Here is a 26,775-nt window from a genome sequence, read left to right as displayed (position 1 = left end):
GAAAGGTAGTATAGTAGATTTCAACCGATATATTGCATATAGCTCAAATTGAATATAATTGTTTGATAATTCAATCAACCGAGCTAATTAATGATCATCTAGGGGGAAGGAACATGAAAGACAAAGTATCATTGTCCGCGTATACAGCAATAGGTTTTATGTTATTTGCATTATTCTTTGGAGCGGGGAACTTAATTTTCCCGGCACAACTCGGACAATATGCAGGAGAGAATTTATGGCCGGCCATTATTGGATTCCTGATTACCGGAGTCGGACTGCCGCTACTTGGAGTTATTGCGATTGCCATTTCAGGAAGTGCGAACTTGCAAGAACTATCAAGCAGAGTACATCCGGCTTATGGAATATTTTTTACAGCGTTGCTTTATTTAACAATTGGACCATTCTTTGCAGCGCCAAGAACAGGAACAGTTGCTTATGAAGTGGGAATTCTGCCGTTCGTTCCGGAAGGCTCTGAACAGACTGGACTTCTTATTTTTACATTAATATTTTTTGCTATTACACTCGTATTTTCACTATATCCGGCTAAATTAGTAAATAACGTCGGTAAAATTCTAGCGCCAGCTCTCGTGCTATTACTAGCAGTTCTATTAATCGTAGCATTTTTCAATCCGATGAGTGCGATAGGTGAAGCTCAAGAAGGCTATACGAGCGGAGCTTTCGTCACAGGATTCTTGGAAGGTTATAATACGATGGATGCCCTTGCGTCACTAGTGTTTGCTATTATTGTAATTAATGCGATTAAAGCATTGGGCATTAAAGATAAAGGTCAGATTTTATCTGCTGCAACAAAGTCTGGTCTTGTTGCGATTACATTATTAGGTATCATTTATTTAGGGATTGCATATTTAGGTTCCACGACAGTAGGCACATTGGGGCTATTCGATAACGGAGGTCCTGTTCTAAGTGGTGCAGCATCCCATTATTTTGGAAATGTAGGTTCATTGTTGCTCGCAGTCATGATTATTCTTGCTTGTTTAACGACAGCAATCGGATTAGTTACTGCGAATGCGGAATATTTCAATACGTTATTCCCGAAGATTAGCTATAAAGTACTTGTTGTCTTTTTCTCAACCATTACATTTATCATTGCGAACTTTGGCTTAACGAATATTATTTCATTTTCAATTCCAGTATTAATGTTCTTATACCCGTTAGCGATTGTGTTGATGATCCTGACATTTCTATCACCACTATTCAATCACGCACGTATTGTGTATGTGGCAACAATTGGGGTGACTTTCTTAATCAGTATCTTTGACGGTTTAAAAACACTTACAGGAACATTGGAAATTGCTGACTTTGCATTCATGGTACCAGTACTTGATTTTTACGAGTCCTTTTTACCGCTTTATAATGAAGGGCTTGGTTGGCTAGTCCCGGCACTTGTTGTCATCTTAATCACAGGAATTATTGCAAGAGTGACCGGAAGTCCGGCAGCGACCAATGTCAATTAAGAGAATGATTATTTAAAAAAGACCCTCGTATGAAGCTTCATACGAGGGTCTTTTTTTCACATAGGAAACTGTAAAAAATACTGTGGATACCTAAAATTATTACTAACCACGTCGGTCTCCAGTAAGAATGTCCAATGTTCGCAGCCAATTATTTTGCATAATTTCAGCTGCTTCCTTTGGCTTCTGTTCATTTAAAAGATTGATGATGTTCCGATGATCGGCGATTGACGCGTCTGTAAGAATAATTCCATTATGAAAAAAATGTCTTCGTACATGTGCTTGGAGTGAACGAAGGAACTGTGTAATATATGGATTATCAGCAGCATCCACGATTACTTGATGAAAGGATTCGTCAATCTTCAATGCAGAATAATAGTTTTCCGATTGGATTGCTGCTTCAAACCGTTCATTAACATCTTCCAATTCTTGAATAATCGATTCATCAACCTTCTCGCTTGCAAGTTCTGTTGCGAGAACCTGTAAAGAAGCAAGGGGTGGAAGTAAATCATGGATAGAATCTCGATTAATTTCCGTAACTTGAGTAGCTTTACCAGGGAACATTTCTACAAATCCTTCTGTTTCAAGAATTTGTAAAGCTTCCCTTATTGGTGTCCGGCTGACTCCAAGGGCTTTCGCGAGCTCCGTATCATTTATTTTCTCTCCGGGTAGGAGGGTACCATCAATAATCCATTGTTGAATTTGATTATACGCATGATCTTTCGCTGTTAACGGGGCGGATGTAGAATGATTTTCAGGGATTGGCATCCTTTTACCTCCTTATTTATCTAATAGATCTAGTATATACGAAATGGCAGCGAAATGAAATATGCAATATATCACAGTAAAAGGGTATTGTTTGCTTTTTTTCGAGAAAATCTTATAATAGCTTAGAGTAGAGCTATATGAGCTGTACGCATTGTATATACCCAACTCAAATTAAGATGGAACAGCAGTAAGAAACATTCCCTTCTTCTTTCTTACTTGTATACGAGATTCCTCATCTCGAAAGCTTTAATAACCATCGACCCAATTAATTTATGAAAAGATTTAATGTTTGAATGAATTTCATAATCACCAAAGTCGCCTTTCCATCATGTAGTTGGGAACGAACCAACTACATATGATGATGATAAAGCATTAAATACGTATTATGAAATTCATTAGTTTGTACCTGAAAAATTAATACCGCTCAACCTTACTAAAGACTTAAATCAATGAAGTATTATTGATATCACTCAGCGTAAGTGTTTACGCATTCACTAGTTATGAGTCCTAATGACCGTTCCGTTGCCCAAAGGACGGATGCTTTCCACGGGCACGGCCTCAGCCTTGACGCACAGGACATGCTAATGCGGGCGTTTCCACAGGACGTGGCGAACTTAGCCTGCCTCGGAAAAAAAACGTTCCCTGCTCAGGTCTAGACTGCGAACCCCCGGAAGAATGGTTCGGACACTTACGCTGAATGAAAGCATTTAAAAACTGAATATATCTATACTTGCAATGTTTGTGATTTGGTTAACAAACTATTGTTTTGAAGTCTTTTTTTAAAAGAAAGAAGAAGCGCAAATATGTTTCTTATGTGCTCTGTATGGGTATAACTAGAACAATTGAAAAACTTAGGAGGAAGGTAAATGCAACTATCACCACGTGAAAAAGAAAAACTATGGATTGTTGTTGCTGCTGACTTGGCTAGAAGGCGTAAAGACCGCGGTTTAAAGCTGAATCATCCAGAAGCTGTTGCCCTCATTACGTATGAAGTAGTGGAGGGGGCAAGGGACGGGAAGACAGTGGCAGAATTGATGGAATATGGCGCAACGATTTTAAGCAGGGAAGATGTCATGGATGGAATCCCGGAAATGATTCCTGATATCCAAGTGGAAGCGACATTTCCGGATGGCACAAAGTTAGTGACCGTACATAATCCGATACGATAATCTTTAAGACGCAACTAATTGTAAGAAAGGAGATCACAAATGATTCCAGGAGAATATATTTTAAAAGAAGAAGATATTGTCTGTAATGAAGGTACGGAAAATCTTAACCTATTTGTCGTGAATGAAGGAGACAGGCCGATTCAAGTCGGATCGCACTATCATTTTTATGAAGTGAATAATGCATTAGCGTTTACCCGAGAGAAAGCTTATGGGAAACGGTTGAATATACCAGCAGGGGCTGCGGTCCGCTTTGAACCAGGCGATGAGAAAGAGATCCAGCTTATTGACTTTGCTGGCGAAAGAGAAGTATATGGCTTCCATAATAAAGTGGATGGTCCGCTTGATAAGGGGGATAATCGATGAGTTTTAAGATGTCGCGAGAGCAGTATGCACAGATGTATGGTCCGACAACGGGGGATTCTGTCCGGCTTGGAGATACAGATTTATTTATACAGGTTGAAAAAGATTATGCGAAATACGGAGAAGAAGTCGTATTCGGCGGCGGGAAGGTCATCCGCGATGGAATGGGCCAGCACCCTTACATAACAAGGGAAGAAGATGAACGTGTACCTGACACGGTGATCACGAATGCGCTCATTGTTGATTACACAGGGATCTATAAAGCTGATATCGCGATGCGGGATGGCAAGATTTCCGGTATCGGAAAAGCCGGGAACCCGTTAGTCCAGGATAAAGTCGATATTATCGTTGGGGCAGGAACAGAAGTTATTTCCGGTGAAGGGAAGATCGTCACTGCTGGTGCGATTGACACCCATGTCCACTTCATTAATCCGGATCAGGTGGCTGTTGCGCTTGCAGCGGGAACAACGACACTGATCGGTGGAGGGGCAGGTCCAGGAGCTGGTTCCAGGGCAACCACAGCGACACCGGGACCATGGCATATCCATTCCATGCTCGGGGCTGTGGAAGGCCTCCCGATTAATGTCGGCTTAACAGGAAAGGGACACGCAGCAGCAAAGGATCCGCTTGCGGAACAGATTATAGCGGGTGCAATCGGCTTGAAAGTTCATGAGGATTGGGGAGCGACCCCTTCCGTACTTGACCATTCACTCACTGTAGCCGATGAATTTGATGTTCAAATTGCACTGCATGCGGACACGTTGAATGAGAGCGGATTTTTTGAAGATACGATGAAGGCAATCAAAGGACGCAGTATCCATATGTATCATACAGAAGGTGCTGGTGGGGGACATGCGCCCGACTTGATCAAATCTGCCGGCTATATGAATGTCTTGCCTGCATCAACGAACCCGACCTTGCCTTATACGATAAACACAATCGATGAACACCTCGATATGGTGATGGTTGCACACAACTTAAATCCATCGGTCCCCGAGGATATTGCGTTTGCGGATTCACGGATCCGTAATGAAACGATCGCAGCGGAAGACATTTTACAGGATATCGGTGTGTTCAGTATTACAAGTTCGGATGCCCAGGCGATGGGGCGAATTGGTGAAGTTGCACTCCGGACATGGCAAACAGCCCATAAAATGAAGAAACAACGCGGCCTTCTTGAAGGTGACGGCAAATATGCGGATAACAACCGGGTGAAGCGTTACGTCGCAAAATATACCATCAACCCTGCAATTGCTCACGGAATTGATGAATACGTCGGATCGGTCGAAGTCGGAAAGATGGCTGACCTCGTTTTATGGGATCCAAAGTTTTTCGGAGCGAAACCGGAAATGATTCTGAAAAGTGGCATGGTTGTTCAAAGTGTAATGGGAGACCCGAATGCTACTATCCCGACACCACAGCCGCTCATTTATCGCCCAATGTTCGCACAATTCGGTAAGGGGCTGTCTCAAAGCTCGATGACCTTTGTTTCCCAGGCTGCTTATGATGACAACATCAAAGAAAAGCTAGGCCTTGAAAAAGTTATTTTGCCAGTGAAAAACATTCGTCAGCTGACGAAGAAGGATATGAAATTGAATGATGCGACTCCTGATATTGATGTCGATCCACAAACGTATGAAGTGAAGATCGATGGAGAACTTATTACATGTGAACCTGTAGATGAAGTGCCACTTGGCCAACGTTATTTCTTATTTTGAGGTGAAGCGAATTGATAGTGGAAAAAGTGATAGCAAATATAAAGGATTTAGACCCTGCGGAGCTTGAGAAACGCCATAAAGAAAAGGTTTATTTAGAGAGTGACCATTTGATGAAACGAATTCAGCGAGTGGAAACAGATCATGGCAGGGAACTTGGAATCCGCTTGAAGGATCCAAAGGATTTGATGGCCGGCGATATTTTATTTATGGATGAAGAAAATATGATTATTATCGATGTGATGAGCGATGATTTAATTGTAATCAGCCCTCGAGATATGCAGGAAATGGGAACAATCGCCCATCAGCTCGGCAATCGTCACTTACCGGCACAATTTGAAATGTCTGACATGCTTGTCCAATACGATTATCTCGTAGAAGAGTTGTTGCGGGAAATGGATATCCCCTTCAAACGAGAAGAACGGAAAGTAAAACAAGCATTTCGTCATATAGGTCATAGCCATGACTAGTCAAGCTCTTTCTTTATTACAGCTTTGCGATTCCAATTTTCCTAACGGGGCATTCAGTCAATCGTTCGGCCTCGAAACGTATATTCAAAAAGATATTGTGAAAGATGCAGCGACATTTACGGATTGGCTGAACGTTTATCTGCATGAACAGCTCACATTTGCAGATGGATTGGCGGCACGCATGGCCTATGAAGCACTGAATGACGATGAATTGAATCGATTGTGGGAATTGGATCGGATACTTACCGTGCAAAATCTTGCAAGGGAATCACGAGACGGAACCCAGCGGATGGGAGACCGGATGTTGGATATCGCTGAATCCATCTATCAAATACCACTCCTTGCTACGTATAAAGAAAAAATAAAAAACAAACAGGCTTTCGGACATTCGGCACTCGCCTTTACAATTGTTGGACATGATTTAAATGTCGAGAAAGAGACGACGATTCTCTATTATTTATATTCGACCGTCGTAAGCTTGGTGCAAAATGCAGTCCGAGCAATTCCGCTCGGTCAAACGACGGGACAGAAAATCATTTATGCCTTTCAAGCGGAATTAAAACAAGCGACGGAAAAGATTATGCAGTTGGAGGAGTCAGAGTTCGGTATCGTGTCCCCAGGGCTTGAATTATCACAAATGCAGCATGAGCGTGTCGGAATCCGTATTTTCAGTTCATAAAGTGAAACTTCATTCCGTGGGGTTTTCCTTACATCCCCACGGAATGTTAGTTGAGCAGAATCAGGGATTTACGGACTGTTTATCCCCCACCTTCATATGTTGGGCTTTCCTCCTATTTAGAGGTGGGGTATTGCTGACCGTTAATACGTGATAAAACAATCAAATGAAGAAAGGATGTATGCTTATATGGAACCTATTAAAATTGGCGTCGGAGGCCCAGTTGGTGCTGGGAAAACGATGTTAGTCGAAAAAATCACCCGCGCATTGAACGGTAAAGTGAGTATGGCGGTTATTACAAATGACATTTATACGAAAGAAGACGCGAAAATCTTAGTCGAAAATGGTGTCCTGCCGGAAGAGCGGATCGTCGGAGTGGAAACTGGAGGCTGCCCGCATACAGCAATCAGGGAAGATGCTTCCATGAACTTTGCGGCAATTGATGAGCTGACGGAGAGACACCCGGATATCGAATTGATGTTCATTGAAAGCGGCGGTGACAACCTTGCTGCTACCTTCAGTCCGGAGCTTGTCGATTTCTCCATCTATATCATCGACGTCGCCCAGGGGGAGAAGATTCCCCGTAAAGGTGGTCAAGGGATGATCAAGTCGGATCTATTCATTATCAATAAAACAGATCTAGCTCCATATGTCGGTGCAAGTCTTGAGGTGATGGAATCCGATACGAAAGTGTTCCGCGGAGATAAACCATTTATCTTCACGAACCTGAAAGATGATGAAGGACTGGATGAAGTAGTCGACTGGATTAATAAACATGCCTTGTTAAAAGGATTGGGTCAAGATGTCTAAATGGACAGGCGTTCTTGAGCTAGACATGGAAAACAGAGAGGGCAGAAGCGTCGCTAAAAATGTTTACTTCCAGGGTGCATTTAAAGTGATGCGCCCTGTCTATTTTAACAAGGGAGCATTTCCATGTTATTACTTGCTGAATCCTGGCGGCGGCTATTTGGACGGTGACACGTACCGGATGAAAGTGAACCTTGAAGAAGAAGCACAGCTCACGCTCACCACACAGTCCGCGACAAAAGTCTATAAAACACCGAACAAAGAAGTATATCAGGAAACACACTTCCATATGGGGAAGAATAGTTATCTGGAATATTTGCCGGATGCTCTCATAGCTTATAAAGATGCTAGATATCATCAAAAAAATGTCATACATATGGAGCAAGGTGCAACATTGCTTTATTCCGATATTCTAACCCCCGGCTGGTCACCCGACGGAGAGCAGTTCAGCTATAATATGCTACGCCTCAAGACCGAGATATACAAAGAAGGGGAACTGGCAGCTTTCGATCATATTAAGTTGGAGCCGAAAACGCAACAAATGAACGAATTGGGCTTTATGGAAGGGTACACCCATTTAGGATCCTTTATCGTTGTCAGTGAACAGACGAGTGATGAATTGCTCGATCAATTATATGAAACAATTACAGGAATACCAGGTGACTTTTCATTTGGAATATCTAAACTTGCTATTCCTGGTTTTACGGTTCGAATTATGGCAAACTATACTCAGGTCATTGAACGAATCATCACGGCAAGCCATCATGTCATCAGTAAAGAATGGTACGGGACGAAGCCAAGTTTTTTAAGAAAATATTAAGAAGATGCCCGACAAGATGGACGATAAGTCGGGTATCTTTCATTTGAAAAGGAGTTGTGGTTGTGAAAAGACTTAGCATTAGTGTACTGTTACTGCTCAGCCTCTTCATCGGAGCGTGTTCTAGCGGAAATTCGACAGGGGGTGGAGAAACAGCGGAGAAAACGGAAGAAAAAGATGAATTGGTACTCGCGATTGGCGGAGAGCCGGATGAAGGCTTTGATCCGACGACTGGTTGGGGAAGTTATGGTTCTCCAATATTCCAAAGTACATTATTGATCTATGATCAGGACTTTGATATCGAATATGACTTGGCGACAGATTATCAGGTGAGTGAAGATGGACTTGAATACATAATACAACTACGTGAGGATGTGTTGTTCTCTGACGGGGAACCCCTCACCGGAGAAGATGTCGTCTTCACGTTTGAAACAGCTAAGACGAGTGGGTCTGTCATTGACTTGAGCAATCTCGAGTGGGTAGAAGCTACAGGCGAGTACGAGGTCACTTTCACATTGAACCAACCGGAATCGACCTTTGTATCGCATCTCACGAGCATCGGGATTGTGCCTGAGCATGCGTATAATGAGACGTACAATGAAAATCCGATTGGTTCGGGACCTTACCAATTCGTGCAGTGGGATAAAGGTCAGCAGCTTATTGTCGAAGCGAATCCGCATTATTATGGGGAGCAGTCTGACTTTTCGAGGTTAACATTTCTTTTCTTGGAAGAAGATGCGGCCTTTGCAGCGGCTCAAGCTGGAGAAGTTGATGTTGTAGCGGTTACTCCAAGTTTTGCCAAACAGGAAGTTCCAGGTATGAAGCTCGTTGAAGTCGAGTCGGTTGACAACCGGGGTATTGTTTTTCCCTACGTAGAAGCAGGAGAAGAAACAGATGACGGTTACCCAATCGGCAATGACGTGACGGCTGACGAAGCGATTCGGAAGGCGATTGATATCGGTGTGGATCGTGAGGCATTGGTAGATGGTATTTTAGACGGCTTTGGAACACCTGCTTATTCTGTTGCCGACCAGCTCCCATGGTGGAATCCGGAGACAGAAATGGAAGATAACCGAGTGGGAGAAGCAAAAGAATTGTTGGAAGATGCCGGATGGCAGGAAACGGAAGATGGCACACGGGAAAAAGATGGGTTGACAGCTTCCTTTACAATATTCTATCCAGCAGGGGATGAAGTAAGGCAATCCCTTTCCATCGCTGTCGCTGACCAGATTAAAGCGCTTGGAATCGAGGTCGACACAGAAGGGAAAAGCTGGAATGAACTTGAACGGCTTATGCATGCTAACCCTGTAATGATGGGCTGGGGAAGCCATGATCCGCTTGAAATGTATAATATCTACAGCAGCAATACGATGGGGGAAGGCTATTATAATGTCAATTATTACTCCAATCCGACTGTAGATGAATATATGGAAGAAGCAATCAACGCGACATCTTTAGAAGAGGCGAATGAATATTGGAAACGAGCTCAATGGGACGGAGAAACTGGCTTCTCATCGAAGGGGGATACCCCTTGGGCATGGCTCATTAATTTAGAGCATCTCTATTTCGTTGATGAAAGCTTGGATATTGGCGAGCAGAAAGTACAGCCGCATGGGCATGGCTGGCCAATTACAGAATTCATAGCGGATTGGCACTGGGAAGATTAGGACAGATGCGGCTCAAATCCATTGTTTTATATACCGTGAAGAAAGCTGTTAAACTGCTTACTCTGCTTGTGGCCGTCAGCATCCTGTCCTTCACGCTCCTGAGTTTATCACCGATTGACCCGGTCCAGTCTTACATCGGAGCTGATATGACAAGAGTAAGTCCGGAACAACGAGAAAATATTGCAGAATACTGGGGGTTAAATGAATCAAAGGTGAACCAGTATCTCAATTGGGGAAAAACCATTTTGCAAGGGGACTTAGGCACATCACTGATTTATCGGAGTGATGTCGCAAGTGAAATCGGGGAGCGGTTTCTCGCTTCCCTCCTCTTGATGATGGTAGCATGGATCCTATCCGGGGGAATCGGATTTTTACTTGGTGTTGTGTCAGGAATGAATGAAGGATCTTGGCTTGACCGTATCATTAAGGGATATTGTTTCATCCTTGCTTCGACGCCAGCTTTCTGGATGGGATTATTATTCTTAATGGTACTTGCCGTCTGGTTCGGCTGGTTCCCGGTCGGTCTCGGTTCACCTGCCGGAGTGCTTGCAGCCGATGTATCGCTAGCTGACCGGGTGAGACATCTGTTTCTTCCAGCGCTGACGTTAAGTATTGTAGGAGTTGCCAATGTTGCCTTACATACGCGCGAGAAATTGATTGACGTGCTGCAGAGTGAATATGTCCGATTTGCAAAAGCAAGAGGCGAGCGGGGGCTTACTTTACTGAAGCGGCATGGGTTACGGAATATCTCGCTACCAGCAATCTCGCTTCATTTTGCCTCGTTTGGTGAATTGTTCGGAGGTGCTGTATTGGCAGAACAAGTCTTTTCCTATCCGGGTCTTGGACAAGCAATTGTCAATGCCGGACTTGGCGGGGACGTCCCGCTGTTACTCGGAATTGTTTTATTTAGTACGATTTTTGTTTTTACAGGGAATTTACTTGCAGATATTTTATATAAAGTCATTGATCCCAGAATCCGAAGGGAAGGTGGGTAAATGAAAGCACAAAGCATGAGCAGGAAAACTCATTCCTTCAACTGGAGTGTGCGCAGGCGGACGGTGGCAGGGATTCTGTTTGCTTCCATCCTCCTGCTTGGGATCATCATAAGTGGGCTGCTCATTCAAACCGATAACATTGCTATTAATCTGGAAGGGAAAAATCGGGCGCCTTCCCTCGAGCATTTGTTTGGGACGGATTGGCTAGGTCGGGATATGCTGATGCGTACGCTAAAAGGCCTGATATTTAGTATCGGTGTCGGTATTCTCGCGGCCTGTTCAAGTACAATCATTGCACTGTTGCTAAGTTTGGTGGCTGCATGGAATAAACTTGCGGACCGGATTGTCACGTGGCTGATTGATTTGTTCTTAAGTATGCCTCATATTGTCACATTGATTTTAATTTCATTTGCTGCAGGCGGAGGGTTTAAAGGAGTTGTAATCGGACTTTCCCTTACCCACTGGCCGAGTCTTGCAAGGTTATTACGGTCTGAAGTACTGCAGTTGAAAACAGCGGAATATACAAAGATTTCACGGCAATTAGGTAAGCGAGAGCGCTGGATAGCGAGGAATCACTATTTACCCCATTTAATCCCACAACTTATCGTCGGGTTTATTTTACTTTTCCCGCATGTGATTTTACACGAAGCGGCGATTACCTTTCTCGGCTTCGGCTTATCAACAGAAACGCCAGCAATCGGAATCATTTTGTCGGAATCGATGCGTTATTTATCAACAGGAGCTTGGTGGCTTGCATTCTTTCCGGGGTTAGCACTGCTCGTCGTTGTTGGCCTCTTTGATCTTTTTGGCAGAAGTGTACGCAAGTTCGTCGACCCATTCCATGGTCAAAGAGGGTAAGGAGGATGCAAATTGGTTTCAAATAATAAGATGAATGGACAGCCACTGCTTGAAGTGAAAGACTTCTCATTAAGATTTCTGCAATATGAAAGAGGTTTGAGGGAAACTTATCTAGAAGTGATCCGCAATTTTTCTTTGTGTATTTATCCCGGAGAAATTGTGGCAGTGGTTGGAGCGAGCGGTTCAGGGAAAAGCCTGCTCGCAGATGCCATACTGGGAATTTTACCGGAAAATGCAAGGACAGACGGTACATTGCAATATAAAGGGGAGGAGCTGACTGAAAAGCGACAGATGAAACTCCGCGGCAACGAAATATCGCTTATCCCGCAGTCTGTTATGGCCCTCGACCCTTTAATGAAAACGGGAAAACAAATTCAGTCAAACAAGAAAAGAGCAAGTCGGTCTGTTTTAGAGCGGGTCGGCTTAAAGGAAAATGTAGTGGACCTCTATCCTTTTGAACTTTCGGGCGGCATGAGCAGAAGGGTCCTTGTAGCAACAGCAATCACGGCATCTCCAACTCTGATCATTGCGGACGAGCCCACTCCAGGAATTGATCCGGAAGCACTTGACGATACAATCAAACAGCTCCGGCAACTCGTGACTGCAGATAAAGGAATGATGTTTATTACGCATGATATTGCGGTTGCAGCCCGACTTGCTGACCGGATAGCTGTATTCAACGAAGGAGAAACGGTGGAGATTGCCCCTGTTGCCCATTTTTCCGGGAAAGGGGAGCGGCTCGAGCACCCGTTTACGAAAGCTTTGTGGAACGCCTTACCGCAAAATGAATTTATTATGACGTCACCACTGGAGGAGAAAAAACAGGGCAACAAGAAACAGCAGGTACTCCATGCCAAAGGGATCAGCTACCGGTATCCGGGCTCCCCGTGGCTTTTTAAAAACTTGCAGCTTTCAATCGAGCCGGGTGAAGTCGTTGGGTTATTCGGTTATAGCGGGGCGGGCAAGTCGACAATGGCGCAAATTCTCGCCGGCTACATGTTCCCGCTAGAAGGAGAAGTACTTCTTGATGTTAAACGGATTAAAGAAGACGTGAATCCTGTGCAAATGGTTTGGCAGCATCCCGAACAAGCGATTAACCCAAGATGGCGGGTGGAGAAGATTTTCCAGGAAGTAGGGACGTGGGATGCAGAACTGCTTGATATCCTCGGAATCCGGAAAGAATGGTTCAAGCGCTGGCCAAGTGAATTGTCAGGCGGCGAACTGCAGCGCTTCTCCGTCGCCCGCGCGTTGATGAGTGAAAATATCCGCTACCTGATTGCCGACGAAATGACAACGATGCTTGATGCCGTGACCCAAGCGCAAATCTGGCTGGCGGTACTTAAGCTTGCTAGGCAGCGCGGGATTGGTGTCCTTGCCGTAAGTCATGATCATCAACTCCTTGAAAAAATATCTGATCGAATCATTGATTTTACGGACATCAGGTGAGGGATGCAATTTAATAAGAAGAATAGGAAAGCAGGTCAGACACGGATTCTGACCTGTTTTTTTGGAATTAGATTCTATGGAGTTAAAAAATGAGGGGATGTCCGAAAATTAGCTGGATTTCACTAGGCCAACCCAAGCGTTTTCTTATTGCATGGGAAACTAGAAAGCAAAAAAATGCTGTGGATAATTTGAATTCCCAGCAATAGCCACGTCCGCTCTGCGCCCAACAACTGACAAACTTCACACTCCTGCAATCGATAAAGAAGACTTGCCGATTGGCTTCAGCCAGAGGCTTAGTCGCACTTATACCCTTGTGATGAAAGTCAACATCGGCTCTCTACCGTCGCCTGAGTTTCCTTTATCTCCCTTCCGGTAAAAAGGAGGTTCGATTAAGTTCGCCCCTTCCTGGGGCAACATCGAACTACCTCCCATCCTGGGAGGCGCAGTTTGTACGTTGCTAAACGGGAACTTGCGCCTTTGTTCATACGTTGGATATCGACTTTATTTGCCCAGGTATCATTACGTAAAATTTCCTGGTTGATTACGGACGTGTTTACTTCTTCTTTCAAGCCTCCGAATTCTTTAGCGTTTGATATTTTCATACCATCAAGTTCTCCTTTTACATGTTCTTGATCAGCACGGAGCGCAGTTAGTATTTGTCCGTGTTCTTTAAGTTGTGTGCCATGTTTTTCTAAAGTTTGGCTGTGCTCGTCCATGATTTTCCCAAGCATCTCAATGATTTGTTCTTCCTTATTCATCTTGTTCACCTTCCTAATCGGGTTCATTGTAGCATGAAAGGATACGAACAAAATATGACACTTTTCGTAGAACCTTAAAAAAATAGGGAAGGTTGACAAACCTATTCTTACGCTTTATGGTGGAATGGTTCAATTTTATAAAATCAGGCATGGTTCTATAAATTTAAGGGAATATAAGAAGAGAATGATTTTTCAGGGAGGTGTTTCCACTGGTTGATAATTTTGAAGTGGAACCGATTTTTGAAGACAGACCACATGAACGGCATCAATTCAAGCTCGTCATAGATGGGAAGAAATACAAGGGTGATTTTTATGATGGTGAAATTCACTGGCTGCACCCGCACCCAAAACAAGTCGTTCCGGAGCACAAGCTACAGGCAATCGAAAATGAAGTGTACGAGCTTCTTGGAAAGCACGGCATCAGTGATGACACGGATAACATGGAAGTCGAGCCAATGCTTAACAACAGCAATAGCAGAAGAAACCTTCAGTTATTTAAATTGAAGATCCAAGGCGAAGAATTCAAGGGTACAATCATTGATGGAGAAGTCGAATGGTTCCATCCAAAACCGAGACGAAAGTTACAGGATGAGCGTGTCGAGAAAATTGAAGAACAAATTCATGAAAAAATGAAAGAACATATGGAATAAGAGAGTATGGCGCATCTTGGTGTGTGGGGGATGCGCTATTTTATTTTCTCAAATGCTTTTATTGATGAGACTGATAAACAACTGAACCATCCGGAATTGAGCTTTTTCAGTTGTGAATAGTATTTAAAAACCTTATACGGCAGCCGATTTGAGTTTTTTATGAATTTAATGAATTTCATAATACGTATTTAATGCTTCACCATCACCATATGTAGTTGATTTAGTTCGTTCCCAACTACATATGGTGATGGAAAAGCCGACTTTGGTAATTATGAAATTCATTCATTTGACAAACACCGAAACTTTTTATCACGCATTAACGGTCTGTAGTATCCCCGCCTCTAGACATGAGGGAAAGCCAAAATGTGAAGGTGGGGATATACAGTCCGTAAATCCCGGTTTAGAAATACAAAAAAAGGGAATTAAAAATATTAGCATTCTAAAAGTGGTGGGGAATAGTGAAGAAAATAGGAATATTTATAGTAGGAATTATAGTAGGATTTATACTCATTTGGCTTTTTGGGAATCCTTTTATTTGATGGATTGTTTAAAGTGAGTAAGATGACGAATCATAAAGAATAAGTGGGTAAAGTAATTCTTAATAAATTCCCTCAACTTTTTTTGTGTCGTTTTATTTAAAAGTATTACAACTCACCCAATCATTTGTCACGTTAGCCAGGATAAATTAGAATGATAGTAATACATAAAAAAGGACTGGTAGCAGATGAGTCAGGAATATAAAATTGGTGATATTACATTGGGTGAAGGAATGCCGAAAGTTTGTGCCCCTTTAACAGGAACTACTTTAAAAGCGTTACTGGATGAATGCGGCTTAGTGCGGAATTCAGAAGCAGATCTTGCAGAATGGCGGGTTGATTTCTTTGAGTATGGACGAGATACGGAAAAGGTGCTTGAGGCATTAGCTGAAATAAGAAAAGAACTGGGAAATATGCCGCTTATCTTCAGTTTCCGGACAGCGGAAGAAGGCGGGGAAAAGGATATCACTGTCAGGCAATACATGGAACTGAATAAACAAGCTGCCGAGTCCGGAGCTGTCCAGCTGATTGATATTGAATTATTCCGCGGGGAAGATACCGTTAAGGAACTAGTTGCAATCGCAAAAGAACAGCAAGTTTTAACGATTATTTCAAATCATGATTTCAAACAGACACCTGACACACCGGAAATTATGAACCGGGTAGAAAAAATGCTTGAACTTGGCGGGGATATTCCGAAAGTTGCTGTCATGCCGGTCAAAGAGGAAGATGTCCTCACGGTAATTCAAGCGAACCTAAAATTGAAAAAGTTATATCCAAACCGCAAAATGATTATGATTGCAATGGGGAGTCGCGGTATCGTGACCCGGATGAGTGGAGAGATTTTCGGATCTGTGCTTACGTTTGCAACGGTGAAGCACGCTTCCGCACCGGGACAGGTGTCTGCAGGCGAGATGAAAAAGATTCTGCAAATCATTCATAATGCCCAGTAGCTAGCAGTTTACAAATGGAAAAATCAACTATAAAATGGCGTACATCACAATGAATTGCAGCTAGATAAGTTGGAGGTTTAACAATGTTCACGTTGGAAAATTGGGAATTTCTTATATCCTATACACACTTGAAAAACTTAGGAATCGCAGTAGGAGTCTTTCTCTTATTCTTGCTGTTCCGCAAATTATTTACAAAATATGTCTTCCGCATCATCATGCGGTTGATCAATAAGACGAAAGTTAATTTTCTATCGAATATTTTCCAATCCTTTCAAAAACCGGTGGAATGGCTATTCATCATCGTAGGGCTTTATGTGGCTTTACGGTTATATCCTTACTTTAATCATCACCAGGATTGGTTTATTACTCTCGTCAAGGTAGCGCTTATCGTGTTAATTACTTGGGGACTGCTTAATTTATCATCATCCTCATCCAATGTGTTTTATAAAATCAATCAGCGGACGAATATTAAAATAGATGATATTCTGATTCCGCTTTTATCGCGAACCTTGCAAGTGATCATCATCGCAATCAGTTTAACGATCATTCTGCAAGAATTCGATTACAGTATCGAAGGGTTTATTGCCGGACTTGGCCTTGGTGGACTTGCTATTTCCCTTGCGGCTAAAGATGCCCTAGCTAATATTCTTGGCGGAGTCGTCATTATATCGGAAAAACCGTTCACGCTAGGAGATTGGATTTTAACACCATCCGTTGAAGGAACGGTAGAAGATATCAGCTTCAGAAGTACGAAGATCCGAACCTTTGAAGACGCACTTGTTACAGTTCCAAATAATACCCTTGCAAATGAAAATATTACAAACTGGAGTAAAATGGGCAAACGTCGAATTAACTTTTCCATTCGACTTATATATGATACACCTAAAGAAAAAGTTAAAAACGTATTGGAAAAAATCAATACGATGCTCAGGGAGCATGATGAAGTCCATCCGGAAACGATTATGGTCTATTTCGAACAATATCAGGAGGATGGCTTTGAGCTCTTGCTTTACTTCTTTACGAAGACAACGGTTTGGGCAGAGCACTTGGCAGTCCGTGAAGATATTAACTTTAGAATTCTCGATATTCTTGAAGAAGAAGGTATTGAAATTGCTGTTCCGACGAGACGGCTTATGGTTGAGTCGGAGGAAGAAGAATCCCAGGGGAGAGACCGGGCAACCGAATAATCTTCACTCGAAGACGGAGGAACTCTACAACGATTGTAGGGTTTTTTCCTGCTTAGAAATCACTCTATTTTTCGCCAGTTATAAATAAACCTTGAATCATTCATCGATTTCAATAATTTCAATTGCAAATGATCGTTTATTGGTTAATGCGTGTGGTTCTTCGATAGGACGGAAATTTGCTCAATTAGCGAAGGGGCTAGGTTTTTAGTTAGTTGCAGTTACACGAAATGATAAACTTACGGAAGATTTACTTGAACTGGGTGCGTCTCATGTTATAAACACTTCAAGCACTTCACTTACTGAAACTGTGATGGAGTTAACAAATGGAAGGGGTGCAGATGCTGCTATTGATTCGATTGGAGGTTGTTGGTGATCACGAAAATCATTAGAATATATTTGAACACGGAATCGCTGTAATGTCGATACCAATCTGCAATTTCTTCTTTTGCTTTATCCTGCAAAACGATTTCGCCTCCTTTTTTAAGACTCATAATTAAGACGTTTATTACATTAAAAAGTCACAGGTTTTTATCTGAAAAAAGAACTAACTCCCCCAAGTAAAGGATACCCGTTCCTCCTCCTTTATGATAAAATAAGGGAGATGCACGAGTGTAGGAGGAAAGGCAATGTATAATTTTGCAGCGAACGTAGTAAAAATTATCTTAACTATTTTTGGAAGAATCAAAGTCTATCAGAAAGAAAAATTACCAGATAATGGCGGATACATTATTGCTTGTACACATACAGGTTGGGTTGATATTTTATGGCTTGGGGTATCCTTACTGCCTAAGCAAATTCATTATATGGCAAAGAAGGAATTGTTCCAGACGAAATTCACAAATTGGCTGATGAATGTCTTGAATGCTTTCCCAGTCGACCGGGATAATCCGGGACCGAGCACAATCAAGGTACCCCGTAAGCTACTGAAGGAAGGGAAGATCATTGGAATCTTCCCAAGCGGAACGAGATCAACCGAGGAAGTCCCTTTAAAGCGCGGTGCCGTAACGATCGCAGCTTATGGTAAAGCACCGATTATACCTGCAGCTTACGTTGGTCCGAACAACTTTAAAGATTTGCTCAAATTCCAGAAGCCAAAGCTTATTTTCGGTGATCCGATTTACTTGCCCGAAGACCAGCCGCGAAGAGAAGCAATGGATACGATGATGGAAAAATTGAATGTCGAAATGTATAACTTGCAAAGACAACTGAGAGAAAAATGATAACAACGCATAGACCTTATGATAAACAGACAGAATGTTTATCTTAAGGTCTTTCTTTTGTTGACATTCATACATTTATACCCTACACTTACATATAGTAACTTAGTGTAAAATGGTAATATAATTGAAAGGGAAGAATAGATATGGAGAAAAAGTTTTTTCAAAGTCCAACGATTTATGTTGGCGAAGTAAGTATTAATGTAACAGACTTGGAAAGGTCATTAGAATTTTACCGGGATTTCCTCGGGTTTAAAGTATTGGAGCAAACAGCTACGGAAGCTAAGCTGACTGCAGATGGTGAAAAAGCAATCCTCACACTTGTTCAGCCAGAAGGAGTACAACCGAAAGCTCCGCGTACAGCTGGATTGTATCACTATGCAATTTTGCTTCCAAATCGTTCTGATCTTGCCGCATTGCTGCAACATATCGCGGAAAAATCGGGAGGAAATATGCGCTTAGGGGCTTCTGATCACTTTGTAAGTGAAGCTTTATATTTCGACGACCCAGATGGTAATGGGATCGAAATCGCACATGACCGGGATTCCGGAACATGGGAGTGGGAAGGAAGCATGGTATCCATGGGGACAGTTGCACTTGACGCACAAGGGTTACTCGCAGACCGGAAGGCACCATGGGAAGGAATGCCAGAAGATACAATCATGGGGCATATTCATTTGCATGTGTCTGATATTGAAGTGGCGCGCGAGTTCTATATTAATGGAATCGGCTATGATGTTGTGACCGAACTGCCTGGAGCTTTATTCACATCGAGTAACGGTTACCATCACCATATCGGCATGAATACCTGGAACGGGGTAGGTGCACCAAGAACACCGGAAAATAGTGTCGGACTGAACTGGTTCAAGCTTGTTTTTCCAGATGAAAGCACAAGACAGACAACTTTAGAAAATGTTCGGAAACTTAATGCACCAATTCGTGAGGCGGATGGCGATTATTTCGTTGAAGACCCATCGGGAAACACGCTTCGTTTTGTGATTGGATGAATAGCGGCGGCGAGATAACAGCGGAAATTGGACAAAATAAGTGCAAAATCATTAGATCTGTCTAATAGAAGGACCAACTAAAATTCGAAATAGGGGTAAAAGATATCCCCACTGAATGAAGTTTTAATCTACTTTTTAATGGACCGTATAATTGCAACTGCAATTATGATAAGGGCGATAAATGGACCGATGAAGCTTGCAATGAGAAAAACAAGTCCGTCCAAAGAAACAACCTCCTTTTCCCGATCTTACCATTTACAATTTAGGAGTAAAATAATTTAAATAGTCGCAGGGTTTACATTGAACATGTGTAAGCCCTGCGACTTCATTTAATTTGCACACTTATTTCATGCATGAACGGTCTGTAATCCCCCACTTCTAAACATGAGGGAAACCGAACATGTGATGTTGAGGGATAAACAGTCCGTAAATCCCTGATTCTGTTCAACTAACATTCAATGGAGAAAGAAAAGCCCCACGAAATGAAGTTTCACTTTATTATTTATACCAAGCAGCAGCGGCTTGCACTTCCGTCATCGTTAATTGGTGCCCGCGATTTTCCCAGTGGAGCTCGACTTCCGCTCCAGCACCTGCAAGTAGCGTATCCAATTCCTCTGATTCCTGTGCTGGACAAATTGGATCATTCGTACCAGCTGCGATAAATACACGCTTACCAGTTAAGTCAGGCAAATCAATCCCTCTTCTTGGCACCATTGGGTGGTGGAGAATCGCTGTCTTCAGTGCATCCTGATAATGGAACATCAAGCTCGCTGCAATATTTGCACCATTGGAATACCCGACAGCAGTTATATTGTTCCGGTCAAATTCATATTTTTCCGCTGCTTCGTCGAGAAATACATTTAATTCCTGTGTTCGGAAAATTAAATCCTCTTCATCAAAAACTCCTTCTGCCAGTCGCTTAAAAAACCTAGGCATTCCGTTTTCAAGAATATTTCCGCGAACGCTTAGTACGTTTGCAGCTTTATCGATAACCTCTGCAAGGGGGAGCAAGTCATGTTCATTTCCTCCGGTACCGTGCAGTAAGAGCAATGTTGGTCTTGATGGGTCATTTCCTTTTTGGAATACGTGTTTCAATTATTCAATCTTCCTCTCTTATTTTGGTCTTTCGATTGTAAATATCTCTCCAATTTTGGCGTAATCATGTCCGGCCAGTCGGCTTATGGCTTGGAGTTTATCGTAATTGATTTTTCCAGCTTCATAAACTTCTTCTGCGATATGGAATCTCTCGACTTTACCGATGATTAAATCAGAAGTAATTCTCTCGGTTTGTCCAAGTTCTACTGCCTTTTCCAACGTACATTCAAATCGAACTTTTGCTTGCTTAACAGCAGGTACAGCTATATTTGTACTTTCGACCAAGTCCAGCTCTGTTACATCGATTTCACTTTCATCCGGTGAAAGTGATGCGGCTGTTTTATTGATTTCAGCTACATTATACTCATCGACAATATGAATGACGAATTCCTTCGTTTCCATCATATTTTTGGCAGAATCCTTCTGGGCGTCGTCCTTCCGTTGAATCGAAACGGCAAGCATCGGAGGGTCGGTTGCGGCGATATTGAAATAGCTGAAAGGCGCTGCATTTATAATTCCGGCTGAAGATTGAGTTGTAATAAAGGCAATGGGCCGTGGAATGATGGAGCCGATTAACAGCTTATAATTTTCTCTTTCCGTTTGATCCTGTGGATGAATGGAAAGCATGTTGTGGCACCTCTTAACGCTTATATTTTTAAAAAGTCATTGATTAAATTTTCTCTGCTCGTTTACCTACTGTTTTAATCGTTTCGATCACAATCTGTTTATGTTCTTCTGATACACCCTCGAAGACTTCTTCAATTCGCTCTTGATGTTTAGGGAAAATTTTATCCATTACTTCATTTCCCTTATCCGTGATTTCAATATAAATGACACGACGGTCGTCTTTACAATTTGTTCGGCGTAGTAGCTCATTTTTCTCCAGTTTATCGATGACATATGTGATTGAACCAGTATTAATGAGTACCGCTTCAGATATTTGCTTGATTGTTTGTCTGCCTTTATGGTATAGTGCTTCCAGAATGGAAAAGTCGGATAATTTCATTCCGTGGTCAGCAATATCTTTTTTTACCATTTCTTCTAATGTCTTCGATGCTTTCATTAAAACGACAAAGGACTTCAAAGATAAATTTTCACACATAGCTATTAACTCCTTTTCATATATACTGAATTAAGATATATTTAATTAACTAAAATTATAGAGGTTAATGGATAGTCTGTCAAGCGTTCTACTTAGATAAAAAACCCCCGCCTGATACGCGACTAGGCGGGGTTGTTGTTGTCCGGTAATTTAATGAGCTGCATCCGGCTATTAAAAAGAGTCGGATAAGATAGGAAACCGAGCATGATACTCGTTACCGCCGCTGTCGTTAGTAACAGGAATAGAATGAGCAATTGAAATTGGACAGCTTGCATTGGATCGGCTCCCGCAATAATTTGCCCGCTCATCATACCTGGAAGCTGAACGAGTCCGATTGTTTTCTGGCTTTCAATTGTCGGAATCATGCTCGCTTTGATGGCAGTAATGAGCGAATGGTGAATGGCTTGCTTCGGTGTCCCTCCCAAGGAAAGGATAAGTTCTGTTTCATCTTTTCTCGCTTCGATTTCCGCTGTGAACCGGTTTAAAAAAAGAATCGAGAGCACCATCGAGTTTCCGATTAGCATACCACTAATTGGGATAATGTATTGTGCTTCTGGAGGAGTAATCTTAAAGCCAATCAGTATTCCTTGGGTCAGCACTTCGATAAATACGAAGGTCACAATGAGCTTCCAGGTGATTCCTTGAATGGCCGCTCCTTTTTTTCTTGCGTTGTGGGTTGCCGCGGTAATCATGAGAATGACCATTAAAATAATATAGATCAGATTTTCTGTTGCAAATACGAAGGTTAAAATATAACCGACAGCAAGCAATTGGATAATGGAGCGTACTGTCGCGATAACTGTGTCTTTTCCAAGGCCAAGATTCAATGTCTTTGTCAGGATTAAGGGGATGAGGACAAAAACGAGAGCTAGTGAAAGGGTCAGGAAACTCATGCGAAATCCCCCTTTACAAATTGTTTCACTTGCACATTCTTTGGATTGGTCAGCAGACTGCTTGGTCCGGATTCGATTAATTGTCCATTCATCATGACCCATGTGTCATCACTGATCTGAATTGCTTGGTTTAAATTATGGGTAATCCAGATGATCGTCACGTTGTATTCTCTATTGATCTTTTCAATCAAGTTCTCAATATCATGGGTCGAGATACGGTCAAGGGATGATGTGATTTCATCGAGCAGTAAAATTTCCGGACGGTTTACAAGTGTCCGGGCAATGGAAACCTTTTGCTTCTGTCCACCGGAAAGATCACCGACATGTCGCATCAGTAAATCTTTATCCAAGCCTACTGCTGCAAGTAAATCGGCAGCCTCATCCTCCGGCAATGCATCTCCCGCAAGTATTCTGGGAAGTTGTAGATTTTTATAAACGGTCCCTGCAATCATTGTTGCGCTTTGCAGAGCTAGTCCTACATTTCTCCTTAAATCGGTCGGTTCGTATACTTGGATGGGTTTTGCTTGGATAATAATCCTGCCATGTGTAGGAGAAATGATTCCATTACAAAGTCTGAATAAGGTTGTTTTCCCAGCACCGGACGGGCCGACGAGAGAAGTGATTTTACCCTTCCGGAATGAACCTGTAACATTCTTTATTATTTTTAATGGACCATCAGCGTAAGAGACGTTTTTTAATTCAATTGCTTGTTCGTTATTCATCTGTATTCCTCTTTTCTATCTCGTTCAATTAAAACAGCTTGCCTATGTATCAGTTTACCCTATATTGCCTGAATACATGAAGAAAAGCGGGACATGGGGTCAGAACGAGGCTGCTGAAAAACATATTATGGAAATTATTTTTCCCACTTTGATAACCAAAATCGAGTGAAAACAGGTATTTATTCCCCACTTTCATAGGTTATTTTACATGAAATTTGGGAATCGGTTTCCATTCGCTTGAAATTAGTGTACTTTTTCAGCAGCCTCGGTCAGAACGGCTGTCCCAGTTGCTCTGACGTTGAGGAGGGGGAAGGAAGTATCAATGCCTGGTTTGGGTGGGGTTGTCTAGGATTGGGAGTGGAATGTGCCTGTCCGTGCTGAAAAAACCTATTAAAAGGAAGAGAGCGGTTGTGTCGGTTACCGCTCTCGCTGAAAAATCACGTGACGGAGAGCAGAGTAGCCCTGTCAGCACCCGGTTTCATTGAGAAAGTCCACTCCGGGCAATGAGCAGCTCAATCATAGCCAGTCAGCGGTGATAATGCTTAGCAAAAGGCACTGACGAATACATAAATGTTCTTTCCGGATTCCCTTGCACATCGATTCACCACAAATAGTCCATCATATCCCGAGAAAACAGATTTGTATCAATGGTGCAGCTTTGAGCCTCAATTGCGTATTGCCAGCCGAGAACAGGAGCGGCGGCAGGTCCTTCTGGATTGAATGCTGGAGCATTTTCCTGTGTCGTAATTTCATGTTGCGGATAAGCGGTCCAGACAATTGTATTTTCTTGGATACTTGTATCCAATGCTTCAAACGCAAGCGTTAATTCGCTACCTTCATTGAACACCCCATAAATTCCAGGTGCATATTCTGAATTCGTTAATGTATTATACCAACCATTGATAAAAGCGTAATCAACTGGATAGTCCGGCTCAATATCACCAAAGATTGCAACGCCCTCCGGAACCCCAGCGTTTTCAGCAAACTGTATTGCTTGCTCCGCATGTTCTGTGCCGTTCTCAAATCCGCGCGCATCATTTACATGATTATAGATCACGAGGATTCGAATATCATGTTGATGCAAATAATCAATCTCAGCTGTATCAAGCCCAAAAGAGATTCCTTCCCGGTCTTCGAGATAACGTCCCCAGACCTCTGGCTTGCCAAAGTTCTCCATAACACATTGGAAGAGATTCTCGTCGGTATAACTCGCTGAATCGACTCCCCAATAAAATTGTTGCGTATCCTCACCTTCATTATCATCATCGTTTTTATTCGTATCCTTTTCCTCATCTAAAAAATCATTTGAAAGCCCGGGAAATGTCAATTTTGCGTCAGAAAAGAGAAGCAATAGAAATGGTATCGCAACAATGATAGCGGCAAGTCCGATAAATAATAAAATTTCATTATTTTTCATTCACAATCCCCCTTTCGCAGTATATGAAAGGGGGATTGTGAATGTATGGGTTCTTTATATGAATAAGCCCTTAGAATTTATTTTCCGAGCAGTTTTCGTTTCTCTTTTAACAAAGATTGAAATTCTTTATCCAATGTCTCACTTGGTTCCAAACTTAGCTTACTTAAAACTTCTGATATTTTGGTCTCAATTACGAGCAACTCTTGTTCCTTCGTATCAACTTCCGGTTTCATCTTACGGTTTTTAAATTCTTCATAGCCCCCGTGAAAATCGATTATTTCCTTGTTTTCAATCGCCAAAATACGTTCGGCAATTTGACTTGTAAACATCCGGTCATGGGAAACAAAAAGTATTGTTCCTTCATATTCCTTGAGCAGGGACCCGAGTTCTTCCATTGCATAAATATCAAGGAAGTTCGTCGGTTCATCTAGAATAAGAGTATTGCAATCACTTACCATCAACTTTGCAAGTGCGACTTTAACCCGTTCTCCGCCACTTAGCACACCCATTTGCTTATAAACAGTATCACGGAAAAAGTGTAAGCGCGCGAGCACGGTTCGTACGATCGACTCATCTTGGATAGCTGTTTCCATGACGGTCTCTAGGATTGATTTTTGTGGATCTAAACCATCCAGATTCTGACTGAAATAACCGAGCTTTACCGCTGGGGAAATGGAAAGGCCGGATTCTTCATTTATTACTTTTTTGATTAAAGTCGTTTTGCCGCTTCCGTTTTCTCCAATAACAGCTATCTTCTCTCCAGCTTTAATCTGAAAACTCGCCTCATTCCAAAGAACGCGCTTCCCGAAAGCTTGTGTGATAGCTTCAGCACGGATGATGGTTCTTCCCTGCAGTGATTCTTGATTTGGGATTGTCATTTTAATTGGCGGCAGCTCTTTTACTTTCTCGACCCTTTCCAATTTTTCAATCCGTGTTTCAATTGATTTCGCTACTTGCTGCAGTTTTTTCTGCTTTTTGGCGAAATAAGGTTTTGCACCTTTTAATCTCGCTTCTGAACTACTTAAACTTTTTGGCTTTTTTTTTGCCCGCTCTGCTTTTTTCTCCTTGAGAACAATCGCATCCTCCAACTGCTGTTTCTTCTGAACATAATTTTCATAAGCCTTCTCATGTTCTTGAATTTTTAGCTCTTTTTGCCGTGCGAAGTCGGAGTAATTCCCTTTGTACACATCGACATTCCCGTCCGCAATCTCCCAAATGGTTTCGCAGGTCGCATCAAGAAAAGCACGGTCGTGGGATACGATAATGACCGCTCCCTGCAGACGTTCGAATGTACGCTCGAGCCTTTCGATTCTTGACGTATCGAGATTGGTTGTCGGTTCATCGGCTAAAAGCAATTCGGTTTTACGTGCTAAAGCTTTATCGATGTACTGCTGGGTTATTTCTCCGCCACTTTTCACTGTGTCCGTTCGCTTGAGCTGGGGAAGGAGGGTAGCAGATGTCTCTCCGGAAATCGTTCCCGATTGGATGTTCCTTTTCCCTGCAATAATTTCGAGCAAGGTCGTCTTGCCTGATCCATTTCTGCCAACAAGTCCAATCCGTTCCTTGTCGCGTATTTGTAAATGCTCGATATCAAAGAGTTTCCGATCACCGATTTCATACGTTATGTTCATTAATTCTTTTATAATCATAAAAACAACTCCTATTTTCGGGCATAAAAAAGCCCCTATAATCGTGTTTGAAATAGGAGTTAGAAAGCACGGGAAAATGAAAGATCCCCAATTATCGTGTATCGTCAGCCATTCTAATCCTATTTCGAAACAAAAATGCATGAGAAAGAAGCAGGTCTTCTGCTTGAACATTACATATCTCATCTGTTTCGCTTTGTAAAATAGGATTAGTTTTTCATTGTCTCTTGGCTCACCCTTTCGCTTCATGTTGCTTTTATTATACTATATTTATTGAAGATTGAAAGAGGTAATGTTTAAACAAAGAAAAAGCCAGCTTCTACCCTTGAAGCTGGCTTTTCCCCGTCGTGTTGACCGGTTTGCGCGGAAAAT

At 42.3% G+C, this 26,775-nt stretch carries 26 protein-coding genes and 1 pseudogene; 18 read left to right on the top strand and 9 right to left on the bottom strand.

The annotated features are described in order from the left end of the window. The first annotated feature begins 113 nt into the window (after positions 1-113). Positions 114-1,475, top strand: a complete 1,362-nt coding sequence (gene brnQ / locus LZD48_RS14500) for a branched-chain amino acid transport system II carrier protein (RefSeq protein WP_235763440.1) — start codon at positions 114-116, stop codon at positions 1,473-1,475. Positions 1,476-1,577: 102 nt separating this feature from the next. Here brnQ and LZD48_RS14495 read toward each other — a convergent pair whose 3' ends face one another. After that, positions 1,578-2,240 (bottom strand): GntR family transcriptional regulator, encoded by a 663-nt coding sequence (locus tag LZD48_RS14495; RefSeq protein ID WP_235763439.1) that lies wholly within the window; start codon positions 2,238-2,240, stop codon positions 1,578-1,580. An 866-nt stretch (positions 2,241-3,106) separates the two neighbouring features. Here LZD48_RS14495 and LZD48_RS14490 point away from each other — a divergent pair. The 11 genes from LZD48_RS14490 to LZD48_RS14440 all read left to right on the top strand — a co-directional run bounded on the left by LZD48_RS14490 (position 3,107) and on the right by LZD48_RS14440 (position 13,220). After that, positions 3,107-3,409 carry an urease subunit gamma gene (locus tag LZD48_RS14490; RefSeq protein WP_235763438.1) on the top strand — a complete coding sequence of 101 codons (303 nt, stop codon included), beginning with the start codon at positions 3,107-3,109 and terminating at the stop codon, positions 3,407-3,409. 39 nt (positions 3,410-3,448) lie between these two features. Next, the gene (locus LZD48_RS14485) at positions 3,449-3,772 is read left to right on the top strand and encodes an urease subunit beta (RefSeq protein WP_235763437.1); all 324 of its coding nucleotides are present in this window, start codon (positions 3,449-3,451) and stop codon (positions 3,770-3,772) included. After that, a complete protein-coding gene (ureC, locus tag LZD48_RS14480) occupies positions 3,769-5,487 on the top strand; it encodes an urease subunit alpha (protein WP_235763436.1) in 1,719 nt (572 codons plus the stop codon). Before LZD48_RS14485 ends, ureC begins: the two co-directional genes overlap by 4 nt. 11 nt (positions 5,488-5,498) lie before the next feature. Next, a complete protein-coding gene (ureE, locus tag LZD48_RS14475) occupies positions 5,499-5,954 on the top strand; it encodes an urease accessory protein UreE (protein ID WP_235763435.1) in 456 nt (151 codons plus the stop codon). After that, entirely contained in the window at positions 5,947-6,633 is a 687-nt protein-coding gene (locus tag LZD48_RS14470; RefSeq protein ID WP_235763434.1) for an urease accessory protein UreF, read from the top strand. Before ureE ends, LZD48_RS14470 begins: the two co-directional genes overlap by 8 nt. A gap of 186 nt (positions 6,634-6,819) precedes the next feature. Further along, the gene (ureG, locus tag LZD48_RS14465) at positions 6,820-7,440 is read left to right on the top strand and encodes an urease accessory protein UreG (RefSeq protein WP_235763433.1); all 621 of its coding nucleotides are present in this window, start codon (positions 6,820-6,822) and stop codon (positions 7,438-7,440) included. Then, positions 7,433-8,257 (top strand): urease accessory protein UreD, encoded by an 825-nt coding sequence (locus LZD48_RS14460; RefSeq protein WP_235763432.1) that lies wholly within the window; start codon positions 7,433-7,435, stop codon positions 8,255-8,257. Before ureG ends, LZD48_RS14460 begins: the two co-directional genes overlap by 8 nt. Positions 8,258-8,319: 62 nt before the next feature. Next, positions 8,320-9,921 (top strand): ABC transporter substrate-binding protein, encoded by a 1,602-nt coding sequence (locus tag LZD48_RS14455; RefSeq protein WP_235763431.1) that lies wholly within the window; start codon positions 8,320-8,322, stop codon positions 9,919-9,921. A gap of 5 nt (positions 9,922-9,926) precedes the next feature. Next, positions 9,927-10,916: an ABC transporter permease gene (locus tag LZD48_RS14450; protein WP_235763430.1), complete on the top strand. Its 990-nt coding sequence runs from the start codon at positions 9,927-9,929 to the stop codon at positions 10,914-10,916. After that, positions 10,917-11,774 (top strand): ABC transporter permease, encoded by an 858-nt coding sequence (locus LZD48_RS14445; protein ID WP_235763429.1) that lies wholly within the window; start codon positions 10,917-10,919, stop codon positions 11,772-11,774. A 12-nt stretch (positions 11,775-11,786) separates the two neighbouring features. Beyond that, entirely contained in the window at positions 11,787-13,220 is a 1,434-nt protein-coding gene (locus LZD48_RS14440) for an ABC transporter ATP-binding protein (protein ID WP_235763428.1), read from the top strand. Between the two features lie 389 nt (positions 13,221-13,609). Here LZD48_RS14440 and LZD48_RS14435 read toward each other — a convergent pair whose 3' ends face one another. After that, a complete protein-coding gene (locus LZD48_RS14435) occupies positions 13,610-13,978 on the bottom strand; it encodes a hypothetical protein (RefSeq protein ID WP_235763427.1) in 369 nt (122 codons plus the stop codon). 200 nt (positions 13,979-14,178) lie between these two features. Here LZD48_RS14435 and LZD48_RS14430 point away from each other — a divergent pair, with 200 nt between their 5' ends. The 6 genes and pseudogenes from LZD48_RS14430 to LZD48_RS14405 all read left to right on the top strand — a co-directional run bounded on the left by LZD48_RS14430 (position 14,179) and on the right by LZD48_RS14405 (position 19,528). Beyond that, complete coding sequence (locus tag LZD48_RS14430; RefSeq protein ID WP_235763426.1) at positions 14,179-14,628, top strand: HicA family toxin-antitoxin system; 450 nt, start codon at positions 14,179-14,181, stop codon at positions 14,626-14,628. 724 nt (positions 14,629-15,352) lie between these two features. Next, the gene (gene aroD, locus LZD48_RS14425) at positions 15,353-16,117 is read left to right on the top strand and encodes a type I 3-dehydroquinate dehydratase (protein ID WP_235763425.1); all 765 of its coding nucleotides are present in this window, start codon (positions 15,353-15,355) and stop codon (positions 16,115-16,117) included. An 83-nt stretch (positions 16,118-16,200) separates the two neighbouring features. Next, positions 16,201-17,304, top strand: a complete 1,104-nt coding sequence (locus LZD48_RS14420) for a mechanosensitive ion channel family protein (protein ID WP_235763424.1) — start codon at positions 16,201-16,203, stop codon at positions 17,302-17,304. Between the two features lie 127 nt (positions 17,305-17,431). Beyond that, a pseudogene (locus LZD48_RS14415) lies at positions 17,432-17,668 on the top strand (zinc-binding dehydrogenase); the annotation flags it as partial. Between the two features lie 262 nt (positions 17,669-17,930). Then, positions 17,931-18,524 carry a lysophospholipid acyltransferase family protein gene (locus LZD48_RS14410; protein ID WP_235763423.1) on the top strand — a complete coding sequence of 198 codons (594 nt, stop codon included), beginning with the start codon at positions 17,931-17,933 and terminating at the stop codon, positions 18,522-18,524. A 143-nt stretch (positions 18,525-18,667) separates the two neighbouring features. After that, complete coding sequence (locus tag LZD48_RS14405; RefSeq protein WP_235763422.1) at positions 18,668-19,528, top strand: VOC family protein; 861 nt, start codon at positions 18,668-18,670, stop codon at positions 19,526-19,528. 498 nt (positions 19,529-20,026) lie between these two features. On the opposite strand, the gene LZD48_RS14400 is transcribed toward LZD48_RS14405, so the two are convergent. The 7 genes from LZD48_RS14400 to LZD48_RS14370 form a co-directional block, all read right to left on the bottom strand. Next, positions 20,027-20,623, bottom strand: a complete 597-nt coding sequence (locus LZD48_RS14400; RefSeq protein WP_235763421.1) for an alpha/beta hydrolase — start codon at positions 20,621-20,623, stop codon at positions 20,027-20,029. Between the two features lie 18 nt (positions 20,624-20,641). Then, positions 20,642-21,250 carry a flavin reductase family protein gene (locus LZD48_RS14395; protein ID WP_235763420.1) on the bottom strand — a complete coding sequence of 203 codons (609 nt, stop codon included), beginning with the start codon at positions 21,248-21,250 and terminating at the stop codon, positions 20,642-20,644. Positions 21,251-21,293: 43 nt separating this feature from the next. After that, complete coding sequence (locus LZD48_RS14390; protein WP_235763419.1) at positions 21,294-21,725, bottom strand: MarR family winged helix-turn-helix transcriptional regulator; 432 nt, start codon at positions 21,723-21,725, stop codon at positions 21,294-21,296. Between the two features lie 122 nt (positions 21,726-21,847). Beyond that, the gene (locus LZD48_RS14385; RefSeq protein WP_235763418.1) at positions 21,848-22,618 is read right to left on the bottom strand and encodes an ABC transporter permease; all 771 of its coding nucleotides are present in this window, start codon (positions 22,616-22,618) and stop codon (positions 21,848-21,850) included. After that, entirely contained in the window at positions 22,615-23,340 is a 726-nt protein-coding gene (locus tag LZD48_RS14380) for an ABC transporter ATP-binding protein (protein ID WP_235763417.1), read from the bottom strand. Before LZD48_RS14380 ends, LZD48_RS14385 begins: the two co-directional genes overlap by 4 nt. A 601-nt stretch (positions 23,341-23,941) precedes the next feature. Then, positions 23,942-24,757 carry a glycoside hydrolase domain-containing protein gene (locus LZD48_RS14375; RefSeq protein ID WP_235763416.1) on the bottom strand — a complete coding sequence of 272 codons (816 nt, stop codon included), beginning with the start codon at positions 24,755-24,757 and terminating at the stop codon, positions 23,942-23,944. Between the two features lie 77 nt (positions 24,758-24,834). Next, entirely contained in the window at positions 24,835-26,406 is a 1,572-nt protein-coding gene (locus tag LZD48_RS14370) for a Vga family ABC-F type ribosomal protection protein (protein ID WP_235763415.1), read from the bottom strand. Positions 26,407-26,775: the final 369 nt, after the last annotated feature.

The sequence above is a fragment of the Oceanobacillus alkalisoli genome, from assembly GCF_021556485.1.
Classification (GTDB): domain Bacteria; phylum Bacillota; class Bacilli; order Bacillales; family Amphibacillaceae; genus Oceanobacillus; species Oceanobacillus alkalisoli.
Note: the sequence above shows the minus strand (reverse complement) of the source record. Positions and strands in the feature narration are given on the sequence as shown.